The organism is Bradyrhizobium sp. SZCCHNR1043 (assembly GCF_032489675.1).
GTDB lineage: Bacteria > Pseudomonadota > Alphaproteobacteria > Rhizobiales > Xanthobacteraceae > Bradyrhizobium.
Window position 1 is genome coordinate 1 of the sequence record NZ_JAUEYN010000020.1, and the last position, 25,435, is coordinate 25,435.

The following is a 25,435-nucleotide window of genomic DNA, read 5'->3' on the forward strand; positions in this document are numbered from 1 at the left end:
CGGGCCGCGGCGCCGCTGCCGGGGGAGGCGGCGGGGGAGCAGGACGAGGCGGAGCCGCCGCGGGTGGCGGCGGAGCTGCAGGCGGTGCCTGGTGGGGCGGTGCAGCGGCCGGCGGCGGGCCACCCGGCCGCTGCGGCGGGCCTGGCGGTTGACCCTGCGGCGGTTGCTTGGGCCGACCGTCCGGGCCGACCTCGCCGCCGGGGCCGCCTGGACCCTGCGCCATGATCATCGGCGCGCTCTGCGCGCGGGAGCCGGAGCTCATTAGTTGCATCGCCGACAGCGCAGTCGTCGCCAGCAGCAGGACGCGAAGTTTGCTCATGTGTCTTGTTTTCCCGGAACGATCTTTTTCAAGCACGGAGAGATCAACGAGTATGCGTTAGGCCGGATTGTGGCGCAGTTCAAATCCGCAGGCGGATTTATTTCGACGCGAAACCACCCCCGCAGGGCCGCCATTCAGGTTTCATTCAGTCTTGATTTTCAAGGGCTTGGCCCAATCGCCGAAATGCGGGACCGGCGCACGGCCAGCCCCTTCGCAGGCGATCATCATGACCACTCAATCGCGGTCAATCCGTGGCCGGATTGGGCGTGGTCGGGCCGAGCGGCCCTCGGCCGGGGATTTCGTCTGGCGTCTGCCCGGGCAGCTCGCGCGGCGGCGCCGGCGAATCGGGTTCGTAAACCGGCGGCGGAATGTCGGGCTGCGGATTGCCAACCGGATCCTCCGGCGGCGGTTCGGCCGGGCGGCCCGGCGTCGCCGGCGGAATCTCTGGCGGTTCGATCGGCATCACATCGCAACCTTTCGATGGTCGCCGAGGTCGGGACGCGTGCCGCTGACGGCGGCCGCCGCCATCTTGACGTAGCGCACGATGGTGCCGGGCGAGTCCCAGAACTCGGCGTCGTCGGGCGTGATCTTCAAAAGGCGGATGTTCGGATCCTCGGCGCTGTCCCACCAGGCCTTGGCCGGCGTCGAGAACAGCTCTCGGATCTTGCCGCGATCGTTGGAAATGGCCGCGGTGCCCGTCAGCGACACGTATTTCTGGCTGCCGACGTCTGCGAACGACAGGTTGACCTGGGGCGATCGCGCGATCTCCTCGTCCTTGTGATGCCGCGCGTCGGTGAGAAAGTAGATCATGTTCTCGTCGCGCGCGAGATAGGCGCTCATCGGCCGTGCCCGCAGCCTGTCACCGTCGCGGGTGACCAGCATCGCGAAGCCGATCTTCTTCATCAGGTCCCAAACGCGACCCTGGTCGCGCGCGTCGTCGTTGCTCATGGCCGGCTCCCTCAATGTCAGGAGCGACAACGCCGCGTGGGGCGCCGATGTTCCGGACGTATTGGGGACGGCGACAGAATGCCGATTCAGCCGCGCAGCAACAGCGTGTTGCTGCGCGTGCGGCCGCATTCGCGGTAGCCGCGACCGAGCATGTCGGCGAGACAATCGTTCTGCCATTCGTCGCGCGACAGGTGTTCGATGACAACGGCCCGCGGCCACAACGCGGCAGGCGCGTCACGGAAGAAGCAGGTCAGCACGCGGTCCTCGAAGCCTTCCACGTCGATCTTCAGCGCATCGACCCTGGTCGCTCCGGCCTGTTCGAGGATGGTCTGCAGCCGCAACGACGGGACCTTGAATGCTTCAGCACCCGCCTCTCCGGTCACGATGTGGCTGGCGCCGAGATTGTCGCCATCGGTCTCGATCATCACCTCGCCGTCGCTCTCGCCTGCCGCCGCCGCGACGAGCCTGACCTGGGACAGCGCGGACGCATCGCGATTGAAGCTCAGCCGCGCATGTGTGACCGGATGCGGCTCCACTGCGATCACGAGACCGCTCGGCCCGACGTGACGCGCGAGCGGCAAGGCAAACGTTCCGACATTGGCGCCGACATCCACCACCACGCCGCCCGGCGGAACGTGGCTGCGCAGGAAATCCAGCTCCTCACGATTGTAGTCGGGATTGAACAGCGCACCACGTTCGGTCGCACTGACCTGATGATAGAAGCGGAAATTGGCGCCCTGATAGCCGACATCCAGAGGACCTGCCCCCAGCACGTTGACGACGCGCGTCAACATCGGCCGGAACGCGCCGCGCTTCAGGCCGGAGCCGTGCGCCAGCCGGATCACCAGTGCCTGGGCGGCATTCGGAGCGAAGGCACCAAAGGAGGGCGGAGAAGGATCGTTGTCGGGCGTCAAGGTCGCGTCCTGGGCTGAGGGCGACGTGTGATAGCCGGTTTCGCCGCGATCTCCAATGCAGGCGGCGTGGCCGCATTGTGTCGTCACCAGGACCGCGCTGAGGCAACACCCGAGCCGCTCAGGCCGCCTTGCGCTGACGCAGGAAACGGCCGATCAGGCGACGCCGTCCCTTGCGCGGAATGAGATCAATGTCGCTGACGAGCTTGGCGCCGCCCTTGCGCCGCTCGAGCACGATCTTGCGGCTGTGGAAGGCCTCCAGCTCGGCACGATGCGCCACGCTGACGATGGTGGCCTTCGGCAGCTCGCTCGTCACGATCTCCATCATCCGGTCCTGGCTCTTCTCATCGAGCGCGGAGGTGGCTTCATCGAGCACGACGATGTCGGGGCTGTGCAGCAGCAGGCGCGCGAAGGCGAGACGCTGCTTCTCGCCGCCGGAGAGCGTCTGATCCCAGGGCGCGTCCTCCTCGATCTTGTCCTTGAGATGGTCGAGACCGACCTTGTGCAGGGCTTCGCCGACCTGCGCCACGCTCCAATCCTCGGCAGCCCCGGGATAGGCGACGGCCCGGCGCAGGGTGCCCGATGGCACGTAGGGCCGCTGCGGCAGCATGAACAGCTTGCGGTCGGGGTGGAAGTTGATGCTGCCGCCGCCCCACGGCCACAGCCCGGCGATGGCGCGCACGAGCGTGCTCTTGCCGGTGCCGGATTCGCCCGCGACGAGCAGGCGCTCGCCGGGATCGACCACGACCTCGGTCTCGCCGACCACGGCGGTACCGTCGTCGAGCGTCACCTGCAGATCATTCAGACTGAGCATCGCGTCGCCGGTGGTCTCGCCGCGCTTGATGCGGCCGACGCCGTCGCCTCTCTCGGCACGTTCCAGCGCATCGAGCGACATCATCAGCGAGGCGATGCGGCGGGCGCAGGCATTCCAATCCGCGAGCCGCGGATAGTTGTCGACCAGCCAGCCGAACGCGGTCTGCACGATCGTGAACGCGCTCGCCGCCTGCATCACCTGCCCGAGCGTCATGCTGCCGTCGAGAAATTTCGGCGCGCACAGCAGCAGCGGCACGACAGGGGCGATGAGGCTGGAGCCCTGCGACACCAGGGTGGTGCGCATGTGCTGGCCGGCGAGCCGCGCCCATTGCTGCAGCACGTTGCCGAACGTCCGGTCGATGCCGGCGCGCTCTTCGGTCTCGCCGCCGAGCAGGGCGATGCTCTCGCCGTTTTCGCGGACGCGGGTCAGGGTGTAGCGGAAATCGGCCTCCGCCTGGTTCTTGTCCTCGGAGACCTGCACGAAGCGGCGGCCGATCGTCATGATCGAGCCCGAGGCGATGGCGGCGTAGGCGATCGCGGCGATGACCAGAAAGCCGGGAATGGTGATCTCAGTTGCGCCGAGATGCAGCGTCAGCGCGCCGCCGATGGTCCAGAGCACGACGATGAAGGTCGCAGCCGACAGCAGCGCCGAGGTCACGCCGGCGATGAAGTCGACCGGCGAATCGGTCGCGATGCGTAGGTCCTCGGCGATCCGGTATTCCGGATTCTTGTGGTCGCCGCTGACGAGATTGAGCTGATAGTAGCGCCCGCTGGTCAGCCAGCGGGTGATGACGCTGTTGGTCAGCCAGGCGCGCCAGCGCCGCTGGATCGCCATGCGCGCATAGACCTGGGCGACGCCGAGCATGACGCTGCCGATCGCCAGCGGGAAGAAGATCGCGGTGAGATGAAAGACGGTCGCCGAATCGCGCTTCTCGATCGCATCGAAGATCGACCGATTCCAGACGTTGATGCCGTACTGAAATCCGACAGTCGCAACGATCAGGAACAGCAGCCCGAGCGTGAACGCCCACGCCAGACCGTCGCCGCTCTTGCCCCAATAGCCGCGGGCGCTGATCCAGAACCGGGTCAGCAGATAGCGCTTACGCAGTTGCTCGGCCTCTTCGGGCGACAGCTCCGGATCGGGCTCCACCAATTCGGGCGGCGGCGGCTCGACCTGGGTGCCATTCTCAGCGGCGATCTCGATGATCGGCGCCTTCTCCGACGCCTGTGCCCCCGGCCGCGCGATGTCCTGAACCTGTCCCATTCCGCGATAACAGCAACGCAACCAGAAGGTTCCCACCCGGGTTCCCGCGCAATTCGCGCCGCTTTCAGGGCACCTGCGTATTCGGCGCCATCGGTGGGGCGCGATACAGCGGCACGGGAACGACCTTGTGCAGCACGCGCGACAATTCTTCGATCGAATAGGGCTTGCGCAGCAGCTCGAAACCGTGCGTGCCCTGCTGCACCAGCACATGGCTGTAACCGCTCGCCAGCACGACCGGCACGTTGAGCTCGAGCCGCCTGATTTCCTCGGCAAGCTCCAGCCCGGTCATGCCGGGCATCACGACATCGGTGAAGACGACGTCGAACCGGCTGGTGCCGCCGATCAGCTCCTCCAGCGCGTCTCTGGCGTTGTCGACCAGCGTGGTGCGATAGCCGAGTTCGGCCAGCGCTTCGGTCGCCGATCTGCCGACGTCGATGTTGTCCTCGACCACCAGCACCGACATGCCTCGACCGCCGATCGGCTCCGCATGGCTGCCGTCCTCGCCACGCTGCACTTGGGCTGGAGCGACGCGCGGCAGATAGAGCGTGAACGTCGCGCCGCGCCCCTTTTCGCTCGTGACCCCGATTTCGCCGCCGGACTGCTTGGCGAAGCCAAACACTTGCGAGAGACCGAGGCCGGTGCCCCGGCCGATGGTCTTGGTCGTAAAGAATGGCTCGAAGATGCGTCCGAAATGCTCCGACGGGATGCCGACGCCGGTGTCCTGGACGGTGATGGCGACATAGCCCAGCGGCGGACGGTCGTGCGGCGCCGACGGCGTCGGCAGCGCCGCTGCTGGGGCGACGGTGATGCTGAGACGTCCCTGGCCGGCCATCGCATCGCGGGCATTGACGGCCAGGTTGATCAGTGCCGTCTCGAACTGGCCGGCGTCGGAATTAACGTAGCACGGCTCGTCGGGAACGGAGACCACGACCTCGACGCGCGACCCGACCAGGGTCTTGGTCATGTCGCGCAGGGCGACGACGCTGCGGCCGATGTCGAAGACCTCCGGCTTCAGCGTCTGGCGCCGGGCGAACGCGAGGAGCTGCGACGTGAGCTTCGATGCGCGCGCCACCGTATCCGAGATCGCGTCGATATAGCGCTGCCGCCGCTCATCAGCCAGATTCGGCCGGCGCAACAGATCGGCCGAGGCCCGGATCACGGTCAGCAGATTGTTGAAGTCGTGCGCGACGCCGCCGGTCAGTTGTCCCAGCGCCTCCATGCGCTGACCGTGCTTGAGCGCATCCTCGGCTTCGAGGCGGCGGGCGGCCTCGACATGCAGGCGCTCGGTCCGCCGCCGGGCAAGGGCCAGGAAGACGATGAGCAGCGCGGTTGCCGGGATGCCGAAGATGAGGTGCCGGCCGATCGTGCCGAGCCAGCGGTTGCGGATGGTCGACGTCGCCAGCCCTGCCGAGACGTAGACGGGATAGCCACCGAGCCGCTGATAGCCGACGAGACGCTCAACGCCATCGACCGGCGAGATCTCGGTCACGAGCTGCTCCGTATCTGCGGCCCCGGCGGGGACGTCGCTGGGGTCCGCGGCCGTGCTTCTCCCGGCGGCCGGGAAGCGCGCCAGAATGAGGCCATCGAAGCGGCGCAGCGCGAAGTAGCTGCCGGGCGCCCGGCCGATCCGGGCATAGAAGTGCTCGAAATAATCCGGAAGCACCGAAGCCTGGATGATGCCGGTGAAGCTGCCGTCGTCGCTCTGGCGGCGGCGGCTGATGCTGAAAAACGGCGCGCCCTGATAGGGCGGCCGCGGCGTCAACTGCGCGCCGATGAAGGTGCCGATGCTGTCCTTGACGTGGGCACTAAAGTAGTCGCGGTCGAGGAACGTCATGTCCGGCGCCGGATAGATCATGCTGTTGACCAGCGGCCGGCCATTGGCGTCGAACACCCAGGCGGACTTCATCTGCGGCAGCGCATCCGATAATTGCCGCAACCGGGCATGCAGCACCTGCTCGCGCGCCTTGATATCGGCATCCGACAGGTCGCGGACGACCTCGTCGATCTCCGAGAGGCTGCGTTCGATGGTCTCGAACACCTTCAGCGCGTGCTCGTGGACGATTTCGAGCGAGCGGCGGATCTCGCGATCGGCCTCCTCATATGTCGTGCCGTGGGATACGTAGGCCGCGATCACGAACAGCGCGACGGGAAGCGCGAGGGACGCGACCATCATCCAGCGCAGCATCGTCAGCGATTTGCGTTGTGCGGTCTGCACGGTCGCTCCGGCTTCAAAGGGCCACGAGCTTAACGCAATCGACGGCAGCTACAAACTAGCCGCGCCCGGAACTTGCACCAGTTTCGGGCGCGGAAGGTCAGATCGAAAGTGGTCGGCCCGGCTAGATCTGCCGCTCGACCAGCTTGAGCTTCAGCTCCGCGATCGCCTCGGCCGGGTTGAGCCCCTTCGGGCAGGCCTTGGCGCAGTTCATGATGGTGTGGCAGCGATACAGCCGGAACGGATCCTCGAGGTTGTCGAGCCGCTCGCCGGTCGCCTCGTCGCGGCTGTCCTTGACCCAGCGGTTGGCCTGCAGCAGCGCCGCCGGACCGAGATAGCGCTCGCTGTTCCACCAGTAGCTCGGGCACGAGGTCGAGCAACAGGCGCACAGGATGCACTCGTAGAGGCCGTCGAGCTTCTCGCGATCCTCGTGGCTCTGCCGCCATTCCTTCTGCGGCGTCGGCGAGGTCGTCTTCAGCCAGGGCTCGATCGAGGCATATTGCGCGTAGAAGTTGGTGAGGTCCGGCACCAGGTCCTTCACGACAGGCTGATGCGGCAGCGGATTGATCTTGACCGCGCCGTCCTTCACGTCGTGCATCGACTTGGTGCAGGCCAGGGTGTTCTGGCCGTCGATGTTCATCGCGCAGGAGCCGCACACGCCCTCGCGGCAGGAGCGGCGGAAGGTCAGCGACGGATCGATGTGGTTCTTGATCCAGATCAGCCCGTCCAGCACCATCGGGCCGCAATCTTTGACGTCGACGTAATAGGTATCGACGCTCGGATTCTTGCCGTCGTCCGGATTCCAGCGATAGACCTTGAACTCGCGGACCTCGGCGGCGCCGGCCGGCTTGGGCCAGGTCTTGCCGCCGGTGATCTGAGAATTCTTCGGAAGTGCGAACTCAGCCATTTCGGAAGGCCTTCTTGGGTTTGACGGACGGGCTCAGGTCACACGCGATCAGTACACGCGCGCCTTCGGCTGAATGTACTGCACGTCGTTGGTCATGGTGTAGTTGTGCACCGGACGGTAATCGATCGTGGTCTTGCCATCCTTGCTGTCGATCCACGCCAGCGTGTGCTTCATCCAGTTCGTGTCGTCGCGATCCGGGAAGTCCTCGCGTGCATGGGCGCCGCGGCTCTCGGTCCGGTTCGCCGCCGAGTCCATCGTCACGACCGCCTGCGCGATCAGATTGTCGAACTCCAGCGTCTCGATCAGGTCGGAATTCCACACCAGCGAGCGGTCGGACACTGCGATGTCACCGATGCCGCCATACACCTTGTGGATCAGGTTGTGGCCTTCCTGCAGCACCTCGCCGGTGCGGAACACGGCACAGTTGGTCTGCATCACGTTCTGCATGCTCTCGCGAAGCTTCGCGGTCGGCGTGCCGCCGGAGGCGTGGCGATAATGATCGAGCCGGGTCAGCGCCTTATCGGCGGAGTCCTTGGGCAGGTCCGGCTGCTTGCCGTTCGGCGTCAGCTTCTCGGCCAGCCGCAGCGCCGCCGCGCGGCCGAACACCACGAGGTCGATCAGCGAGTTCGAGCCGAGCCGGTTGGCGCCGTGCACGGAGACGCAGGCCGCCTCGCCCACCGCCATCAGGCCGGGCACGATCGCGTTGTCGTCGCCGTCCTTCTTGGTCAGCACCTCGGCGCGATAGTTGGTCGGGATGCCGCCCATGTTGTAGTGCGCGGTCGGCACGATCGGGATCGGCTCGCGCGTGACGTCGACATTGGCGAAGATCTTGGCGGATTCGGAGATGCCGGGCAGGCGCTCCTGCAGCACCTTCGGATCGAGATGGTCGAGATGCAGGAAGATGTGGTCCTTCTTCCGGCCGACGCCGCGGCCTTCGCGGATCTCGACGGTCATCGCGCGGGAAACGACGTCGCGCGAGGCGAGGTCCTTTGCGGACGGCGCATAGCGCTCCATGAAGCGCTCGCCCTCGGCGTTGACGAGATAGCCGCCCTCGCCGCGTGCACCTTCGGTGACAAGACAGCCCGAGCCATAGATGCCGGTCGGGTGGAACTGCACGAACTCCATGTCCTGCAGCGGCAGGCCGGCGCGCAGCGCCATGCCGCCGCCGTCACCGGTGCAGGTGTGCGCCGAGGTGCAGGAGGCGTAGGCACGGCCGTAGCCGCCGGTCGCCAGGATCGTGGTCTGGGCGCGGAAGCGGTGCAACGTGCCGTCATCGAGCTTGAGCGCGATGACGCCACGGCAGACGCCCTGGTCGTCCATGATCAGGTCGATGGCGAAGAACTCGATGAAGAACTCCGCGGCGTGCCGCAGCGACTGGCCATACATAGTGTGCAGCATGGCGTGGCCGGTGCGGTCGGCGGCGGCGCAGGTGCGCTGCGCCTGGCCCTTGCCGTAGTCCAGGGTCATGCCGCCGAACGGCCGCTGGTAGATCTTGCCGTCCTCGGTGCGCGAGAACGGCACGCCCCAATGCTCGAGCTCGTAGACCGCCTCGGGCGCGTTGCGCACCATGTATTCGATCGCGTCCTGGTCGCCGAGCCAGTCCGACCCCTTGACGGTGTCGTACATGTGCCAGCGCCAGTCGTCCTGATGCATGTTGCCGAGCGAGGCCGAGATGCCGCCCTGTGCCGCCACCGTATGCGAGCGGGTCGGGAACACCTTGGTGATGCAGGCGGTGCGCAAGCCCGCCTCGCTGCAGCCGACGACCGCGCGCAGGCCGGCGCCGCCGGCGCCGACCACGACGACGTCATAGGTGTGGTCCTCGATCGGATATGCTTTTCCGTTCGTCGCGGGCGCGCCGTTCGCGCTGCCATTTGCTCCGCCGGCCATGGCCTAGACTCCAGTGGACAGTTTGATGAGGGCGTAGATCGAGGCGAGCGCCACGGTCACCGCGAAGAAGTTGTTGGCCATGATCGCGACGAGCTTGAGCGGCTCGCTGTGCACGTAGTCCTCGATCACGACCTGCATACCGATCTTCATGTGCCAGCAGCTCGCGATCACGAACAGCAGCATAATCACGGCAATCGGAATCGAGCCCAGGATCTGCGCCGCGCCGGCCTGGTTGCGGCCGAGCAGCATGATCACCACGATCACGACCGGCACGATCAACAGGGTCATCGCGACCGCGGTGATGCGCTGGCGCCAGAAATCACCGGTGCCCGAATGGGCCGCGCCGAGGTTGCGGACGCGGCCGAGCGGGGTGCGCATCGACTTCGCGCGTGCGTTGCTCATCGGCCGCCTCCCACTGCGTAAGCCACGATCCAGACCAGGACAGTCAACGTGATGCCCCCGATCAGGGCGCCCCAGGTGAGCGTCTCGCGCTCATTGGGCTTGAAGCCGTAGCCGAGGTCCCAGACGAAGTGGCGGATGCCGGACAAGAGATGGTGCAGCAGCGCCCAGGTGTAGCCGAACACGATCAGGCGGCCGAGGAAGCTGCCCATGAACCCCTGGACGTAGGAGTAGGCGCTGGGACCAGACGCGGCGGCGATCAACCACCAGGCCAGCAGCAGCGTCCCGAAATATAGTGCAACCCCGGTGGCTCGATGGACGATCGAGAGGATCATCGTCAGCGTCCAGCGGTAGGTTTGCAGATGCGGCGAAAGCGGTCGTTCGATCCTGGCTGTCATTGGTTGCTTTGATGATTTCTTGTGGGCCGTGAACGGAAGGGGCTTGCGGCCATGTGGATCGGCAAGGCGGGCTTTATTTACGGAGAAGGAACAGGCGTTGCAACGAACAAATCGCCCAAAACCGAACGACGATTCAGTACTAGGCGACCGGTGGGAAAAGGGCCAATGGCCGCCGTGGTATACCAGAAACCGTTCATGGCCGGATGCGGCGAACTATTGTTCATTCCTACCTCCTCAGCAAGGCCGCGCCCAACGCGGCAAGACTGTTGAATGGCACGGAATGTCGAGCATTGATTCACCGCTTAACCACGGTCCTGAGAGCGCCCGTTTCGCGACAAGAGCCAGCGCCATCTGATGATTCTGCAAACCTGCCCAGAGCGATTCGCGGAGCAACAACCCGCACCGCGACCGCCTGCGCTGGCGCAAATCCCCCTCGATCTCCCCCGTTCCTGGCAACGCCGCGCAGCCCTCCGCCGGTCGTTTTTGCCGCATATCGCCGCCGGGCGAAGCAGCTTAGTCTGAGCGAGGTACAACAGACGCGGTGCAGGGAGCCTCGATGCCGCTGCCGACGGTCCGACCGACAACCACCGAACGCCCGGCGGCACTGCCGGCGCGCAAGGTGTCGTCGCACGAGCCCGTCGAGGAGCCCCTGACCTGCGTGCTCGGCTTCACCGCCTCCGGCCTGTTCGCCGCCTGTCTCGCATTCGCCATCCAGCACGAGATCGCCTCGCTCGCCGTGCTCGAGTTCGTGCTGATCTGCGCCGCGCCGCCGCTGGCCGCGCTGGCCGGCCTCGCGATCGGACGACGGCGCTAGGCCGCCGTCACTTCGTATAGATGTCCTTGTACTGATCACGCAGCACGTTCTTCTGCACCTTGCTCATCGCATTGCGCGGCAGCTCGTCGACCACGAACACGCGCTTGGGCATCTTGAATTTCGCCAATCGGCCGTCGAGGCCCTTGAGCACCCCGGCCTCGCTGACATCAGCCCCCGGATGGCGCACCACGACCGCGGTGACACCTTCGCCGAAATCAGGATGCGGCACACCGATGACGGCGGACTCGACCACGCCCGGCATGGCGTCGATCTCGCTCTCGATCTCCTTCGGGTAGACGTTGAAGCCGCCGGAGATCACGAGATCCTTGCCGCGCCCGACGATGTGGACGTAGCCTTCCTTGTCGATCTTGCCGAGGTCGCCGGTGATGAAGAAACCATCGTCGCGGAATTCCGACTTGGTCTTCTCCGGCATCCGCCAATAGCCCTTGAACACGTTCGGGCCCTTGACCTCGATCATCCCGATCTCGTCGCGCGCGAGCTCCTTGGCCGTTTCCGGATCGGTGACGCGCACCGACACGCCGGGCAGCGGGAAGCCGACCGCGCCGGGCACGCGCTCGCCGTCATACGGGTTCGACGTATTCATGTTGGTCTCGGTCATGCCGTAGCGCTCGAGCACGGCATGGCCGGTGCGCGCGAACCACTCGCGATGGGTGTCGGCGAGCAGCGGCGCCGAGCCGGAGATGAAGAGCCGCATGTGGCTGGTCGTCTCCTTCGACAGCCGCGGGTTCTGCAACAGGCGCGTGTAGAACGTCGGCACACCCATCAGCACTGTGGCGCGCGCCATCAGGTTGATGATCAGGTCCGGATCGAGCTTGGGCAGGAAGATCATCGACGCCCGCGCGAACAGCGTGACGTTGCTGGCCACGAACAGGCCATGGGTGTGATAGATCGGCAGCGCGTGGATCAGCACGTCGTCCTTGGTGAAGCGCCAGTAGTCGATCAGGGTCAGCGAGTTCGAGGCGAGATTGTCGTGAGACAGCATCGCGCCCTTGGAGCGGCCGGTGGTGCCCGACGTATAGAGAATGGCGGCGAGATCGTCGGCGCCGCGCGGCACGGTGGTGAAGGCGGAGCCGGCCTTGTCGGCGGCTTCCGTCAGCGAGCCCGTGCCTGACGCATCGAGCGTTTCCACCTTGGCGCCGACCTTGGCCGCCAGCGCGCCGATGCCTTCGGCCTTCGCGGGATCGCACACCACGACGGTCGGCTCGGCGTCGCCGATGAAATAGTCGAGCTCGTTGAGCGTATAGGCGGTGTTGAGCGGCAGATAGACGCCGCCGGCGCGCACCGTGGCAAGATAGAGCACGAGGCCGGACACCGACTTCTCGGTCTGCGCCGCGACGCGATCACCCGGCTTCACACCGCGGGCCACCAGCACGTTCGCCATCTGGCCTGCCCGCGCGATCAAATCGCCATAGGTGATGCGCTGGCCGTCGTGGGTCTCGATCGCCAGGCGGTTGGGATCGTCGAGGCCATCGAACAGGCGGGAGAACAGATTGGCGTTGGCGGCTTGGTTCATGCAACATTCCCCTGGGAGCATCGGCAGGCCGGCAGTGCCAGCCGGCGGAACATCATGCTCGACGAAGACGAAAAGGGCCGGGACAGCGAACAAGACCGGTGACATCGCAGTCACCACGGTCGCCATCTCTGATCGAGGCTGCTCTAGCAAAAACGCCCTTTCGAAGGCAACCGGGAGACGCTGGGATATGGTCAAGGGAAAACGGATCGCGTGGATCACCGGCGGCGGCACCGGAATCGGCGAGGCCGGCGCACTGGCGCTCGCGGCCGAGGGCTGGACGGTGATCGCCTCGGGCCGGCGCACGGCCGCGCTCCAGGCCGTGGTGGCCCAGATTGCCGCGGCGGGCGGCACGGCCGAGGCCGTGCCGCTCGACGTCGCCAAGGCCGCCGACGTGCAGGCCGCGACCGATGCCATCCTGGCGCGGCACGGGCGCATCGATCTGCTGGTCAACTCCGCCGGCGTCAACGTGCCGAAGCGGCGCTGGGACGACATGACGATCGAGGGCTGGAACCAGCTGGTCGAGATCAACCTCAACGGTGTGCTCTACTGCATGAAGGCGGTGCTGCCGGCGATGCGGGCGCAGCAGGACGGCACCATCATCAACGTCTCGTCCTGGGCCGGCCGCCATGTCTCGAAGATGCCGGGACCGGCCTACACCTCGACCAAGCACGCGGTGCTGGCGCTGACGCACTCGTTCAACATGGAGGAATGCGTCAACGGCCTGCGCGCCTGCTGCCTGATGCCCGGCGAGGTCGCCACGCCGATCCTGGAGCAGCGCCCGGTCGTGCCGAGCGCCGCGGAGCAGGCGCGGATGCTGCAGCCTGAGGATCTCGGCCGCACCATCGCCTTCGTCGCGAACATGCCGCCGCGGGTGTGCGTCAACGAGATCCTGATCAGTCCGACGTGGAATCGCGGGTTCATTCAGACGCCGGGCAACAGGGATTGAGGAGCGCTTAATATCAAGCACGGCGAGCGCGCCTACAGCCCAGGACTTGGTCGTACGCGACCAGGTCCGCAACTTCGGTTCGGGCAAATACCCGGCAATGTCCTGACCGTTCAGGGGCCCCAGCGCAAGCTGGGGCCCCTCTCTTTATCATTGAGATCGTGAGGGCCAAGCGCGCGCCAAATAACCGGCGTCGTCCCTGCGAACGGGACCCATACCGCATGGTGTTTGTAAGGGGCAGGCTGCGAGTCCCGTGCAAGACAACTGAACCCTGTGGTTATGGATCCCGGGTCGGCGCGCTTCGCGCTTGCCCGGGACGACAGCTGTGGTTGGCGCGCCCGGCGTTGCCTCCGAGAAGCAGCTCGAAGGCGAACGATCTCGTTCTCGCGACACGATGCGCCCGAGCTGTGCTGAAACTCACCGCCCTCGAATCATGAGGGCGCGGGGAAGGCCGGGCGCTGGCCGCGCCCGTGGCCCGCCTGCGAAAGAAAATGCAGGCGGCAGGTACCACAGGTCTGGCCGAGAACACCCGGCCTTCCCCGCGCAACGGTTTTAACGGCTGCTTCGCGTTCTCCCTGGTGCGCCGGGCTTGTTGGCCACCATCACGAGCGCGACACGTTAGCATCAGCACCCGCTTGATATCAGCATCGGGATATCAGGACCGCGCGACTTGACCGTGCGCGTGTCGCTGTTCGTCCGCGTGGCGACCACGCTGCAGCAACACACGCCCATCGCATCCCACTGCCAACGGTTCGTGACGGTCGCGAAACGCCCCTCATGCGGCAGCAGGGACGTGCGGAAATGTGCAGGTGATTTGCCCGACGATGCAACGCCGGCAGCGTGCGACAAAGTAGCTCGACGGGCAATTTGCGCATGGGAGGAATGCTGACGGCGTCTTCTGCGCGATACGATCTCTTTCCCCTTGGACAGTCGGCTCCCCTCCCCCTTGCGGGGAGGGGTTGGGGGTGGGGGTCCGCGGGCGCTGACTTCAGTGGCGTGAACGCCGGGCGAACAGCAAGCGGCGCTATCGCCGATATCAGGGCATGGGCTTTGACTCTCATGTCGAGCATGATTCGTGGACCCCCACCCCCGACCCCTCCCCGCAAGGGGGAGGGGAGCGCACCGCCGCTGGCGTCAAGGCGAGATTCCAACGCTCGCAGATCAATCAAGCCTGCTTCATCCGCACTCAGAACGACGTGCCGCCGCCGAACCTGAACTCCTGGACGGTGTCGTATTTGCCCTTGGACAGCGGCACCGCGTAGTCGAAGCGGAGCGGGCCGAAGGGCGAGGCCCAGATCAGGCCGACGCCGACGGAGGAGCGCACCACCTTGCTGTCATCGTACAGCAGGCCGCATTTGCAGGTCGCGGTGTTGACCTCGCCGGTCGCCGCCCAGGAGGTCGGGCCCTGATAGCCCCACAGCGAACCGGCATCGGCATAGACGGCGCCCTTCAAGCCCACTTCCTTCGGCAGGAACCAGAACGGCATCTGCAGCTCCGCCGAGGCGCCCCAATATTTGGTGCCCCCGAGCGCGTCGCCAGTCGCGCCGAGGCTCGCATAAGTGATGTCGCGCGCCCCGATTCCGTTCGAGGCGAAGCCACGCACCAGGCTCGGTCCCATCTGGAAGTGGTCGAGCATCCGCAGATCCTTGTCGCCGATCTTGTTCAGCATGCCGCCCTGCAGGTGGATGATGCCGACGATATCGGCCACCAGCGGCGAGTAATACTTCGCATCGACCGCCGACTTGAGGTAGCTGACGTTGCCGCCGACGCCGGCGAAATCCTGCTTCCAGTCGATCAGCAGACCATCCGTCGGGTTCTTGTTGTTGTCGAGCGTGTTGTAGCTGAGCGTGTAGCCGAGCGCGGAGGTCAGCGCGGCGCCGTCGCTCAGCTCCTTGCGGACCGGCAGGCTCGATTCGCCATCGCCGTAGCAGCCCCAGCCATAATAGCCCGAGCTGGTCGAATTGGTCGGATCGACGCCGCCGAGCACGCTCTTGATGTACGCCGGGGTCGGGTTGAAGGCGAGCAGGCTGTTGGCGGTATTGTTGTTGCAGTTCTTATAGTAGGACGGCAGCGATATCTCCTGGCGATAGAGCGAGTATCGCAGCTGGAGCGAGAGGTCTTCGCGCAACTGGAAGCCGAGCCGCGGGCTGAAGCCGATCGTCGTCACGCCATAGCTCGTATAGCTGTTCGCCAGCTGCTGCTTGTAGTAGACATCCAGGCCGAGCGCGATCCGGTTGTCGAGCAGATAGGGCTCGACGAAGGACAGCGAGACGCCTCTGCTGTATTGGCCGTAGCTCACGGACGCCTTGGCGTACAGACCGCGGCCGAGGAAGTTGCGCTCCGAAATCGAGACCTCACCCAGCGCGCCATCGGTGGTCGAATAGCCGCCGGAAACGGAGAGGTCGCCGGTCGACTTCTCCTCCAGATTGACCACGAGGATGACGCGGTCGCTCGACGAGCCCGGCTCGGCCGTGATCTTCACCTCTTTGAAGAAGTCGAGGTTCTTCAGCCGGCGCTCGGCGCGGTCGACCAGCGCGCGGTTGTAGGCGTCGCCCTCGGACAGATCGAACTCGCGCCGGATCACGTAGTCGCGGGTGCGGGTGTTGCCGCGGATGGTGATGCGCTCGATATAGGTGCGCGGACCCTCGTCGACCTGGAACACGATCGCCACCGTGTGGGCTTCCAGATTGCGGTCGCCGCGCGGACGCACGACGGCGAAGGCAAAGCCGCGACGCGAGGCCTCGATCTGCATCTCCTCGACCGACTTCTCGAGCTGCTCGACGTTGTAGAGCGCGCCGACATTGACGCGCGAATAGCCGCGCAGCGTGTTGGCGTCGAGCGCCGCGACGCTCGACTGGAACTGCACCGAGCTGACGCGGTATTGCTGGCCCTCCTCGATCTGGAACGTGACCAGGAAGCCCTTCTGGTCCGGGTCATATTCGCTGAGCGCCGCGACGACCTGAACGTCGGCATAGCCGTTCTTCAGATAGAAGCGGCGGATGAGGTCGCGGTCGGCCTCGACGCGATCGGGGTCGTAGACGTCGTTGTTGCCGAGGAAGCTGAGCCAGTTCGTTGCGTGCGTCTTGATGACGTCGCGCAGGCGCGCGGCGGAATAGGTGTTGTTGCCGACGAAGCTGATCGACTTCACGCCCGTCTTGACGCCCTCTTCGATGGTGAAGACGAGGTCGACGCGGTTGTTGGGCTGCTCGATGATCTCCGGCGTGACGCGCACGTCGTAGCGGCCGGAGCGGCGATAGATCTCGGCGATGCGCTGCGCGTCCGACTGCACCATCGGACGGGACAGCGTGCCACGCGGCTTCGACTGCACTTCCGCCGTGAGCTGTTCGTCCTTGACCTTCTTGTTGCCCTCGAAGGCGACGCGGCCGATCACGGGATTCTCGACCACGCGCACGATCAGCCGGCCGCCCTGCCGGTCGATCTTCACGTCGGCGAACAGGCCGGTCTGGACCAGGGCCTTGAGGCCGTCGTCGACCTGGCCGGCATCGAGCGTGCCGGTGGGACCCGGCTTGAAATAGGAGCGGATGGTGTCGGATTCGACGCGCCTGTTACCCTCGACGGTGATCGCGCTGGCGACGGCGGGTGCCGCCGCGGCCATGCGGGGCAGCGAGGAAACGGGCATGGCCAGCAGCATCAGGGCAAGCACGCCCGGCAGTCTCAGACGCATCATCGACGCTCTTTCGAAAGTCAGAGTCCTCGGCGCGCAGACGTTCGTCGGCACGCCACCGGAATCGCTGATGCCCGTCAAAGATGGTCGCGATGCGCCGATCTCGTTTCGTGAAATGTCTGATGATGCTGGATGTGACTGAGTGTTTCCGGTCAGACAAGATTCTCGGGCCAACCGAGCGGCAGAGGGCATGAGCAGCTAATAAGTGCGTCGCCCGCGCTGCGACCGGAAAGCCACGGCCGAGACGGACATCTCCGTTAAGCAATCGGCCCGGCCGCGCCGCATTCGGTGGCTTCCGAAATCAAATTCTACAAATCTTCGGAAGTTGGCAATACGAGGGAAAACCGAGGGTGCTAATTGATCGTCATCCGAACTAAGCCCCCAAGTAGTTCGGCCAAGGCCCGGTGCGCGTAGATTCCCATTGATATTCCGGCGCACCGGGCCGCCCGTTTTCCCTCGCGCGCGAGCCGATGGCCCGTAGGATGGGCAGAAGCGCGGCGGTGCCGCGGCTCCATCCGAGGTCGCGGCAGCGCCATGCCCACGGTCTGACCGCGAATGCGCTGCTCGGCGGTCGCCTTGCCCTCCTACGGTTCCCGCCGCCCCACCCGAATCACCATAATGTCCGCCGCTGTTGCGAAATTGCCTCTGGATCGGGCCGGAAAAACCGATCAAAACGGGCGGCAGCGCCGATGGTTAATCGCGTCTTAACCTCGCCCCACCTATGGTGACCACAAAGGCACCGGTTCATGGGCGATCGGCGGCTTCCACTGGTTTGGCGCGCGTTTTACGTATGGCAATGACCGCTTCATCCCCCGCGCCCGCTGGCGCCAGCCATTCGGAGAGCGAACGCTCGCCGTTTGCGCGGCTGAACGAGCTGCTCGCCCCCTACAAGCCGGGCAAGCCGATGATCACGCTCGCCGTTGGCGAGCCGCAGCATCCGGTGCCGGACTTCGTCGGGCCTGTATTGGCCCAGCACGTCGCCGAGTTCGGCCGCTACCCGGCCGCCAAGGGCATCGAGCCGTTCCGCAAGGCGGCCGCCGGCTGGCTGGCGCGGCGATTCGCACTGCCGCGCGCGATCGATCCCGAGCACGAGGTTCTCGTCCTGAACGGCAGCCGCGAGGGCCTGTTCTTCGCCGCCCATGCCGCGCTCCGCCATGTCGGCCCGCGCCGCGGACGGCCCGCGATCCTGATGCCGAACCCGTTCTATCCGGTGTATGGCGTCGGCGCCCGCACCGCCGGCTGCGACTCCATCTATCTGCCGACCACGCGCGACAACGGCTTCCTGCCCGACCTCGATGCGATCGACGAGGCGACCTTGGCGCGCACCGTCGCCTTCTACATCGCCACGCCAGCCAACCCACAAGGCTCGGTGGCCAGCCCGGACTACATGCGCAAGCTGGTCCGGCTCGCCGACCGCTGGGGCTTTCTGATCTTCAGCGACGAGTGCTATTCGGAGATCTACACGCGACAGGCGCCCGGCAGCATGCTCGAGCATGCCGGGCCCGACTACACCAACGTCGTCGCGTTCCAATCGCTGTCGAAGCGCTCCAACGTGCCGGGCATGCGCATCGGCTTCGCCGCCGGCGACCGCAAATTCCTCGCCGCCTTCCACGAGCTGCGCAACGTCGCGGCGCCGCAGGTGCCGGTGCCGCTGCAGCATGTCGCGGTGGCCGCCTATGGCGACGAGGCACATGTCGAGGACAACCGGCGGCTGTACCGCGCCAAGTTCGACCTCGCCGACCAGATCATCGGCAACCGTTATGGCTACAGGCGGCCCGATGGCGGCTTCTGCGTCTGGCTCGACGTCGCCGATCGCGGCGGCGACGAGGAGGTGACGCTGCGGCTGTATCGCGACGCCGGCGTGCGGGTTGTGCCCGGCAGCTACCTGGCGCGGCCGCAAGCCGACGGCTTCAATCCAGGCGTCGGCTATATCCGGCTGGCGCTGGTGGCCGATGCCGACTCCACCGGTGAGGCGTTGCACCGGCTGGTCGAGGTCCTGGGATAATCGCGGGGCTGATGCAGATGCCGGCGATCGAACGAGTCATTCCCCTGGTCAACCACCTGCCGACGTCGCTGCGCGACGCACTGGTGCGGCGGCTGCGCGAGCTCGCGGGCCTCGCGCTGATCGGCCTGTCCGGCATCGCCGCGGCAGCGCTGATGACCTGGTCGGTGCAGGACCCGAGCCTGAGCCACGCCACCTCGCGCGCGATCCGCAACATCGTCGGCTATCCCGGCGCGATCGGCGCCGATCTCCTGATGCAGATCTTCGGCCTCGGCGCCATCATGGTCATCCTGCCGATCGCGATCCGCGGCTGGCGCATGATGACGCACCGGCCGTTCGATCGCGAGGCGCTGCGCTTCGGCGCCTGGGTGCTCGGCGCCGTCATCGCCGCCGGACTTGCCAGTTGCTGGCCGCGCTCGCACGCTTGGCCGCTGCCGACCGGTCTCGGCGGCGTGGTCGGCGACGCCCTGCTGCGCGCACCAGCCGTGGTGTTCGGTCCGCCCGGTATGATCTATCGGCTGGCGCTCGGCGCCCTTCTTCTGGTTGCGATGATCGGCTGCCTGCTGGTAGCCGGCGGCATGGGCGCGAAGGAAGCCGATCCGAGCCTGCTCGCGGATGAGGACGACGACACGCCGCTGGCCGACCCCGAGGACGACGACGACCGCAAGGCGATCCGGCTCGGCTGGGTGTTCCACGCCATCATGAGCGCGAAGGCGCAGGTCGTCTGGTTCCTGAGCACGGCCTACCGCGCGCTGGTGTCATCAGGCCCGCAGCCGCGCGCCGCCGCCGCAAGCCGGCAGGAGCCGAGCCTGGGCCGCGGCCAGGGCAAGCCGACGCTCGCGCCCGAGATGGACGAGCACGGCGGCGACGAGGACGAGGCCGACGAAGGCGAGGACGAAGAAGAGGAGGAGGAGCCCGCTCCCCGCGCCCGCAAGAAGCCCGCGGCCAAGACGCCGGCGCGCAAGTCCAACGACAAATACGACCTGCCCTCGGTCTCGATGCTGGCGGCGCCGAAATCCTCCGACCGCCAGCCGCTGTCGAAGAGCGAGCTGGAGGCCAATTCGCGCGCGCTGGAAGGCGTGCTGCAGGATTTCGGCGTGCGCGGCGAGATCGTCAAGGCGCATCCCGGTCCGGTCGTCACGCTGTACGAGCTGGAGCCGGCACCGGGCATCAAATCGTCGCGCGTCATCGGCCTCGCCGACGACATCGCCCGCTCGATGAGCGCGCTGTCGGCGCGCGTCGCCGTCGTGCCCGGCCGCAATGCCATCGGCATCGAGCTGCCCAACGCGCATCGCGAGAAGGTGTACCTGCGCGAGTTGCTCGTCGCCAAGGAGGCGACCGAGAGCGTCGCCAAACTGCCGCTGTGCCTCGGCAAGAACATCGGCGGCGAGTCCATCATCATCGACCTCGCCCGCACCCCGCACATGCTGATCGCCGGCACCACCGGCTCGGGCAAATCGGTCGCCATCAACACCATGATCCTGAGCCTGGTCTACCGGCTCCGGCCGGACCAGTGCCGGCTGATCATGGTCGACCCGAAGATGCTCGAACTGTCGGTCTATGACGGCATTCCGCATCTCCTCACGCCGGTCGTGACCGATCCGAAGAAGGCCGTCGTCGCGCTGAAATGGGCCGTGCGCGAGATGGAAGAGCGCTACAAGAAGATGGCCAAGCTCGGCGTGCGCAACATCGACGGCTACAATGCCCGTCTCGGCGAAGCGCGCGCCAAGGGCGAGGAGCTGACGCGCACCGTCCATACCGGATTCGACAAGGAGACCGGCAAGGCGATCTACGAGGAGGAGAAGCTCGACCTCGATCCCCTGCCCTACATCGTCATCATCGTCGACGAGATGGCCGACCTGATGATGGTCGCCGGCAAGGACATCGAGGGCACGGTGCAGCGCCTCGCCCAGATGGCGCGCGCCGCCGGCCTTCACGTCATCCTGGCGACGCAGCGCCCGTCGGTCGATGTCATCACCGGCACCATCAAGGCGAACTTCCCGACCCGCATCTCCTTCCAGGTCACGTCGAAGATCGACAGCCGCACCATCCTCGGCGAGATGGGCGCCGAGCAGCTGCTCGGCCAGGGCGACATGCTCTACATGGCCGGCGGCGGCCGCATCAGCCGCGTGCACGGCCCGTTCTGCTCCGACGAGGAGGTCGAGAAGGTCGTCAAGCATCTCAAGGCACAGGGCTCGCCGGAATATCTCGAGGCGGTCACCGCCGAGGAGCCGAGCGAGGAGGATGGCGCCGTGTTCGATGCCACCGGCATGGGCGGCGGCGGTGGCGACGACCTGTTCTCCCAGGCGGTCGCCGTGGTCAAGCGCGACCGCAAGGCCTCGACCAGCTACATTCAACGCCGGCTGCAGATCGGCTATAACAAGGCCGCTTCGCTGATGGAGCGGATGGAACAGGAAGGCATCGTCGGCCAGGCCAACCACGCCGGCAAGCGCGAGATCCTGGTGCCCGAGGAGGAAGGCGGATTCTGACGGCCCCGATGGCCGCAGAAACGCCGCTTCGGTGCCCGATCTTCACGCGATTACGATCACGCTGCCCGCCCGATCCGGGATAGAACGCGTAAAACTCAGGACGTCGTTTTGAAAAGCTCCTTGTTGAACAGCACGTTTTCGTATCACGCAGCTTCGCGCGGGCGCCGGATCTGCGCCTGGCTGGTCGCCTGCGCCGTGACGACATGCTCTGTCGCCGGTGCGTCCGGTCACGCCGCCGCGCAGGGCACGCCGGCTCCGAAATCAGGCCCGAAGAGCGGCTCCCAGCTCAGCGCCTCCGACCAGCAGCGCTCGGGCCAGAGTCCCTCGACCACCCAGACCGCCCCGCCCAACCCGATCATTCCCGATCCCCGGCGCAACGTGCCGGCCAGCATCTTCACCTCGTTCGACGCCAACCAGAAGGCGCAGGCGGCCAAGGTCAGCGCCTATCTGTCGTCGCTGCAGACGCTGGTCGGGAACTTCGTCCAGGTCGGCCCGGACGGCAGCAAGACCAAGGGCGATTTCTACATCCAGAAGCCGGGCAAGGTCCGCTTCGAATACGAGCCGCCGACGCCGATCGACATCATCGCCGACGGCTCCTCGCTGGTGGTGCGCGACCGCAAGCTCGCGACCCAGGACGTCTATCCGCTGTCGCAGACGCCGCTGCGCTATCTGCTGTCGGACCGCATCGACCTGCTCAAGGACACCAACGTGATCGCGGTCGCGGCCGACGACCTCTACGTCACGATCACGATCGAGGAGAAGCAGGCGCTGATCGGCACCAGCCGGCTGATGCTGATGCTCGGCACCAAGGACGGCCAGCTCAAGCAGTGGACCGTGACCGATCCGCAGGGCTACGACACCACGATCGCGGTCTACAATCTCGATACGACCAAGAAGCTCGATCCGGCGATGTTCAAGATCGACTTCACGGCCTATCCGAGCACGCCGCCGGGCTGACGCCGCCTCTCGCGCTCGCTCAGCGCGATTCGAGCCCGCGCACCTTCCATTGCGCTTCGGACAGTGCAAGCTTCTCGAAGCGCTTGCGCGCCTCCTCGAGGTCATCGGCCGGAAGCGCGTCGCAGCCGGGCCGGCCGCGCAGGATCATCGACGTCGTCGCCCAGCTCAGCCGCGCCGCCTTGCAGGCCAGCAGCAGATCCGTGAGACGATCCTCCTCCAGCAGCGCTTCGATCGTCTCGATGGTGACGACACAGAGCAGCGCCAGCGCTGCGATCACGGCAGGGAAATCGCCGGTGGCGCAGAAGCGGTTGACGGCGGAGTCGCCGAGCTTGCCGGTGCGGCTGAGGGCGGCAACCTCGGCCTTGACCTGCTGATAATCCCAGATCGCGCGCATTGCCGCGCCGGGCGATCGGGTCGGCGTTGCCTGCAGGGTGGCGCGGGTCGCCGGCGGTGCGGCCTTGATGAAGCGGGCGCGGGCGCCCTCGCTCGCCGCAGCGACGAAGGCCCGCGACAGCTTGGCCGGCAGATCTGTGCGCAGCGCCAGCTTCTCGGCGAGATCCTCGTCGCGCTCGGCGATCTTGAACAGGCTGCGATAGCCATCCTCGGACAGCCGGGCGGAGAGGTTCTGTACCAGCGCCATGCGCACCGCCGGAAAGCCGCGTGCGATCAGCTGCGTCGTGAGGCTCTCGCCAATGCCCCTGCGGCTGGCGAGCGCGACGAGATGCGCAGGGCTGCCGGTGCGGATGAACTCGGCGAGGTCGCGCTCGGTCAGCACCGCCGCCTTGGCCAGCATCGGTCCGGCGACGCGCAATTCGGGGTGAACGGCGAGCAGCCGCGCGGTGGCGTAAGGCGCACGCTCCACGCCGGCGAGCGCCATGCTCAGCTCGGCCAGCAGCTCGGTCGCGACCTGCGGCATCAGCCGGGCGAACATTTGATCGTAGAGATCGAGCTGCTCGGCCGACGCGGGCCGCGGACCGGCCAGGAACAGGCTGGTGGTCCGGCGCAGCATGTCGGTGGCGAGCTCGGACACCGTCCGCGCATCACCGGCGGGCGTCTTGGCGGTCGGAGCTGCCGCAGGCGCTGGAGGCATCGCACGTCCCTCGTTGGGCGCCTCCCTCGGCTTTTGACGGAGGCGCGGGTCGATCATCAATTGAGGAAGAATGCGAAGGCCGGACTAAAGGGGCGTTAAGCCCGGCGGACGGAGCTGAAACCCCACGCGGCTGTCGTTAATGGATTGCGGCAGAGCGCGGCAACGACAGTGTTCCCGTATTGTTCTTGCGAACAATGCCGGCATCCGCTAGCCTCCTTGCCCGGGAGGGGCATCATGGTCCAGCGCGTTTCCACCGTCGCCTTCGAGGGGATCGAGGCCCGCGCAGTCGACGTGCAGGTCCAGGTCGCGCCCGGACTGCCGGCGTTCGCGATCGTCGGCCTGCCGGACAAGGCGGTGTCGGAAGCGCGCGAGCGGGTGCGCTCGGCGCTGATCGCCTCGGGCCTGGCGCTGCCGGCGCGGCGCATCACCGTGAACCTCGCGCCGGCCGACGTGCCCAAGGAAGGCAGCCATTACGACCTGCCGATCGCGCTGGGGCTGATGGCCGCGATCGGCGCCATTCCGCCGGATGCCCTCGGCGGCTTCACGGTGCTCGGCGAGCTCGGGCTCGACGGCTCGATTGCGCCGGTCGCCGGCGTGCTGCCGGCAGCGATCGGCGCCAATGGCCGCGAGGAAGGGCTGATCTGCCCGGCCGCCTGCGGCGCCGAGGCGGCATGGGCGAGCCCGGACTTGCAGATCATCGCGGCGAGCTCGCTGATCCAGATCGCCAACCATTTCAAGGGCACGCAGGTGCTGTCGCGGCCGCAGCCGAAGATCCAGGAGGCACCCGCAAGCCTGCTCGACCTGCGCGACATCAAGGGCCAGGAGAGCGGCAAGCGCGCGCTCGAGATCGCCGCTGCCGGCGGGCATCATCTGCTGATGATCGGCTCGCCCGGCGCCGGCAAGTCGATGCTGGCGGCGCGGCTGCCCTCGATCCTGCCGCCGCTGTCGCCGGCGGAGCTGCTGGAAGTCTCGATGATCGCCTCGGTCGCCGGCGAGATCGAGGGCGGCGCGCTGACGTCGCGGCGACCGTTCCGCAGCCCGCACCATTCCGCCAGCATGGCGGCGCTGACCGGCGGCGGCCTGCGCGCCCGCCCCGGCGAGATCTCGCTGGCGCATCAGGGCGTGCTGTTCCTCGACGAGCTGCCGGAGTTCGATCCGCGCGTGCTGGATTCGCTGCGCCAGCCGCTGGAGAATGGCGAGGTCTCGATCTCCCGCGCCAACCATCGCGTCACCTACCCTGCCCGCTTCATGCTGGTCGCGGCGATGAATCCGTGCCGTTGCGGCAACGCCTTCGAGCCCGGCTATGCCTGCAAGCGCGGCCGCATCGACCGCTGCACCGCCGACTACCAGATGCGCATCTCCGGCCCGCTGATGGACCGCATCGACCTGCGCATCGAGGTGCCCGCGGTGACCGCCGCCGACCTGATCCTGCCGCCGTCCAAGGAAGGCTCGGCCGAGGTCGCGGCCCGCGTCGCGGCCGCGCGCGACCTGCAGCGCGCCCGCTACGCCAAAGCCGGCCTGCCGCACATCCGTACCAACGCCGAGGCGCCGGCCGCCGTGCTCGACGAGATCGCCAGGCTCGATGCGCCCGGCCAGAAGCTGCTGCGCGAAGCCGCCGAGACGATGCGGCTGTCCGCCCGCGGCTATCACCGCGTGCTGCGCGTGGCGCGGACGCTCGCCGATCTCGACCACGCCGAGGCGATCGGCCGGCTGCATCTGGCCGAGGCGCTGTCGTATCGCGCGCTGGCGGAGGACAATCGCCATGCGGCGTAAAGGCGCCCCTCCCCCTCAACACTCTGGTAACGACTTCTCTTTACGCTCCGACAACCATAGGGCCCGCGTTCCGTCATCAGGCCTTCCGCG

19 protein-coding genes and 1 pseudogene are annotated in these 25,435 nt (G+C 66.7%); 7 read left to right on the forward strand and 13 right to left on the reverse strand.

Features of this window, described 5'->3' with window-relative positions:
- From QX039_RS29945 to sdhC, 10 genes and pseudogenes are all read right to left on the reverse strand, one after another.
- Positions 1-319: pseudogene (locus tag QX039_RS29945) on the reverse strand (OmpA family protein); the annotation flags it as partial.
- Positions 320-563: 244 nt separating this feature from the next.
- The gene (locus QX039_RS29950; RefSeq protein WP_315740450.1) at positions 564-782 is read right to left on the reverse strand and encodes a hypothetical protein; all 219 of its coding nucleotides are present in this window, start codon (positions 780-782) and stop codon (positions 564-566) included.
- Complete coding sequence (locus QX039_RS29955; RefSeq protein WP_315740449.1) at positions 782-1,267, reverse strand: pyridoxamine 5'-phosphate oxidase family protein; 486 nt, start codon at positions 1,265-1,267, stop codon at positions 782-784. The genes QX039_RS29950 and QX039_RS29955 overlap by 1 nt, the downstream gene beginning before the upstream one ends.
- An 86-nt stretch (positions 1,268-1,353) precedes the next feature.
- A complete protein-coding gene (locus QX039_RS29960; protein WP_315740448.1) occupies positions 1,354-2,181 on the reverse strand; it encodes an FkbM family methyltransferase in 828 nt (275 codons plus the stop codon).
- Positions 2,182-2,299: 118 nt separating this feature from the next.
- Positions 2,300-4,255, reverse strand: coding sequence for an ABC transporter ATP-binding protein/permease (locus tag QX039_RS29965; RefSeq protein ID WP_315740447.1), 1,956 nt, complete (start codon positions 4,253-4,255; stop codon positions 2,300-2,302).
- 64 nt (positions 4,256-4,319) lie between these two features.
- Positions 4,320-6,470, reverse strand: coding sequence for an ATP-binding protein (locus QX039_RS29970; RefSeq protein ID WP_315770618.1), 2,151 nt, complete (start codon positions 6,468-6,470; stop codon positions 4,320-4,322).
- Positions 6,471-6,591: 121 nt separating this feature from the next.
- Positions 6,592-7,374 carry a succinate dehydrogenase iron-sulfur subunit gene (locus QX039_RS29975; RefSeq protein WP_315740445.1) on the reverse strand — a complete coding sequence of 261 codons (783 nt, stop codon included), beginning with the start codon at positions 7,372-7,374 and terminating at the stop codon, positions 6,592-6,594.
- A gap of 48 nt (positions 7,375-7,422) precedes the next feature.
- A complete protein-coding gene (gene sdhA / locus QX039_RS29980; protein ID WP_315740444.1) occupies positions 7,423-9,261 on the reverse strand; it encodes a succinate dehydrogenase flavoprotein subunit in 1,839 nt (612 codons plus the stop codon).
- Positions 9,262-9,264: 3 nt separating this feature from the next.
- Positions 9,265-9,639 carry a succinate dehydrogenase, hydrophobic membrane anchor protein gene (gene sdhD, locus QX039_RS29985; RefSeq protein WP_315740508.1) on the reverse strand — a complete coding sequence of 125 codons (375 nt, stop codon included), beginning with the start codon at positions 9,637-9,639 and terminating at the stop codon, positions 9,265-9,267.
- 20 nt (positions 9,640-9,659) lie between these two features.
- Entirely contained in the window at positions 9,660-10,058 is a 399-nt protein-coding gene (gene sdhC / locus QX039_RS29990) for a succinate dehydrogenase, cytochrome b556 subunit (protein WP_008965547.1), read from the reverse strand.
- A 556-nt stretch (positions 10,059-10,614) separates the two neighbouring features.
- Between sdhC and QX039_RS29995 the strand changes: the two genes are divergently transcribed.
- Positions 10,615-10,872: a hypothetical protein gene (locus QX039_RS29995; protein ID WP_315740443.1), complete on the forward strand. Its 258-nt coding sequence runs from the start codon at positions 10,615-10,617 to the stop codon at positions 10,870-10,872.
- Between the two features lie 7 nt (positions 10,873-10,879).
- Here the strand turns inward: QX039_RS29995 and QX039_RS30000 are convergent, their stop codons facing one another.
- Positions 10,880-12,406 carry a malonyl-CoA synthase gene (locus tag QX039_RS30000; protein WP_315740442.1) on the reverse strand — a complete coding sequence of 509 codons (1,527 nt, stop codon included), beginning with the start codon at positions 12,404-12,406 and terminating at the stop codon, positions 10,880-10,882.
- Positions 12,407-12,593: 187 nt separating this feature from the next.
- Here QX039_RS30000 and QX039_RS30005 point away from each other — a divergent pair, with 187 nt between their 5' ends.
- Positions 12,594-13,352 (forward strand): SDR family oxidoreductase, encoded by a 759-nt coding sequence (locus tag QX039_RS30005; protein ID WP_315740441.1) that lies wholly within the window; start codon positions 12,594-12,596, stop codon positions 13,350-13,352.
- Between the two features lie 1,183 nt (positions 13,353-14,535).
- On the opposite strand, the gene bamA is transcribed toward QX039_RS30005, so the two are convergent.
- Positions 14,536-17,037 carry an outer membrane protein assembly factor BamA gene (gene bamA, locus QX039_RS30010; protein ID WP_315740440.1) on the reverse strand — a complete coding sequence of 834 codons (2,502 nt, stop codon included), beginning with the start codon at positions 17,035-17,037 and terminating at the stop codon, positions 14,536-14,538.
- Here bamA and QX039_RS30015 point away from each other — a divergent pair.
- The 4 genes from QX039_RS30015 (at position 16,988) to QX039_RS30030 (ending at position 22,482) form a co-directional block, all read left to right on the forward strand.
- Complete coding sequence (locus QX039_RS30015; protein ID WP_315716967.1) at positions 16,988-17,176, forward strand: hypothetical protein; 189 nt, start codon at positions 16,988-16,990, stop codon at positions 17,174-17,176. The two genes, bamA and QX039_RS30015, sit on opposite strands and share 50 nt — an antisense overlap.
- Before the next feature lie 648 nt (positions 17,177-17,824).
- A complete protein-coding gene (locus QX039_RS30020; RefSeq protein ID WP_315740439.1) occupies positions 17,825-19,039 on the forward strand; it encodes an aminotransferase class I/II-fold pyridoxal phosphate-dependent enzyme in 1,215 nt (404 codons plus the stop codon).
- 11 nt (positions 19,040-19,050) lie between these two features.
- Complete coding sequence (locus tag QX039_RS30025; protein WP_315740438.1) at positions 19,051-21,525, forward strand: DNA translocase FtsK; 2,475 nt, start codon at positions 19,051-19,053, stop codon at positions 21,523-21,525.
- Between the two features lie 123 nt (positions 21,526-21,648).
- Entirely contained in the window at positions 21,649-22,482 is an 834-nt protein-coding gene (locus tag QX039_RS30030) for an outer membrane lipoprotein carrier protein LolA (protein ID WP_409998830.1), read from the forward strand.
- A gap of 19 nt (positions 22,483-22,501) precedes the next feature.
- Here the strand turns inward: QX039_RS30030 and QX039_RS30035 are convergent, their stop codons facing one another.
- Positions 22,502-23,572, reverse strand: coding sequence for a DUF2336 domain-containing protein (locus tag QX039_RS30035; RefSeq protein WP_315740437.1), 1,071 nt, complete (start codon positions 23,570-23,572; stop codon positions 22,502-22,504).
- Between the two features lie 234 nt (positions 23,573-23,806).
- Between QX039_RS30035 and QX039_RS30040 the strand changes: the two genes are divergently transcribed.
- Positions 23,807-25,345, forward strand: a complete 1,539-nt coding sequence (locus QX039_RS30040; RefSeq protein ID WP_315740436.1) for a YifB family Mg chelatase-like AAA ATPase — start codon at positions 23,807-23,809, stop codon at positions 25,343-25,345.
- Positions 25,346-25,435: the final 90 nt, after the last annotated feature.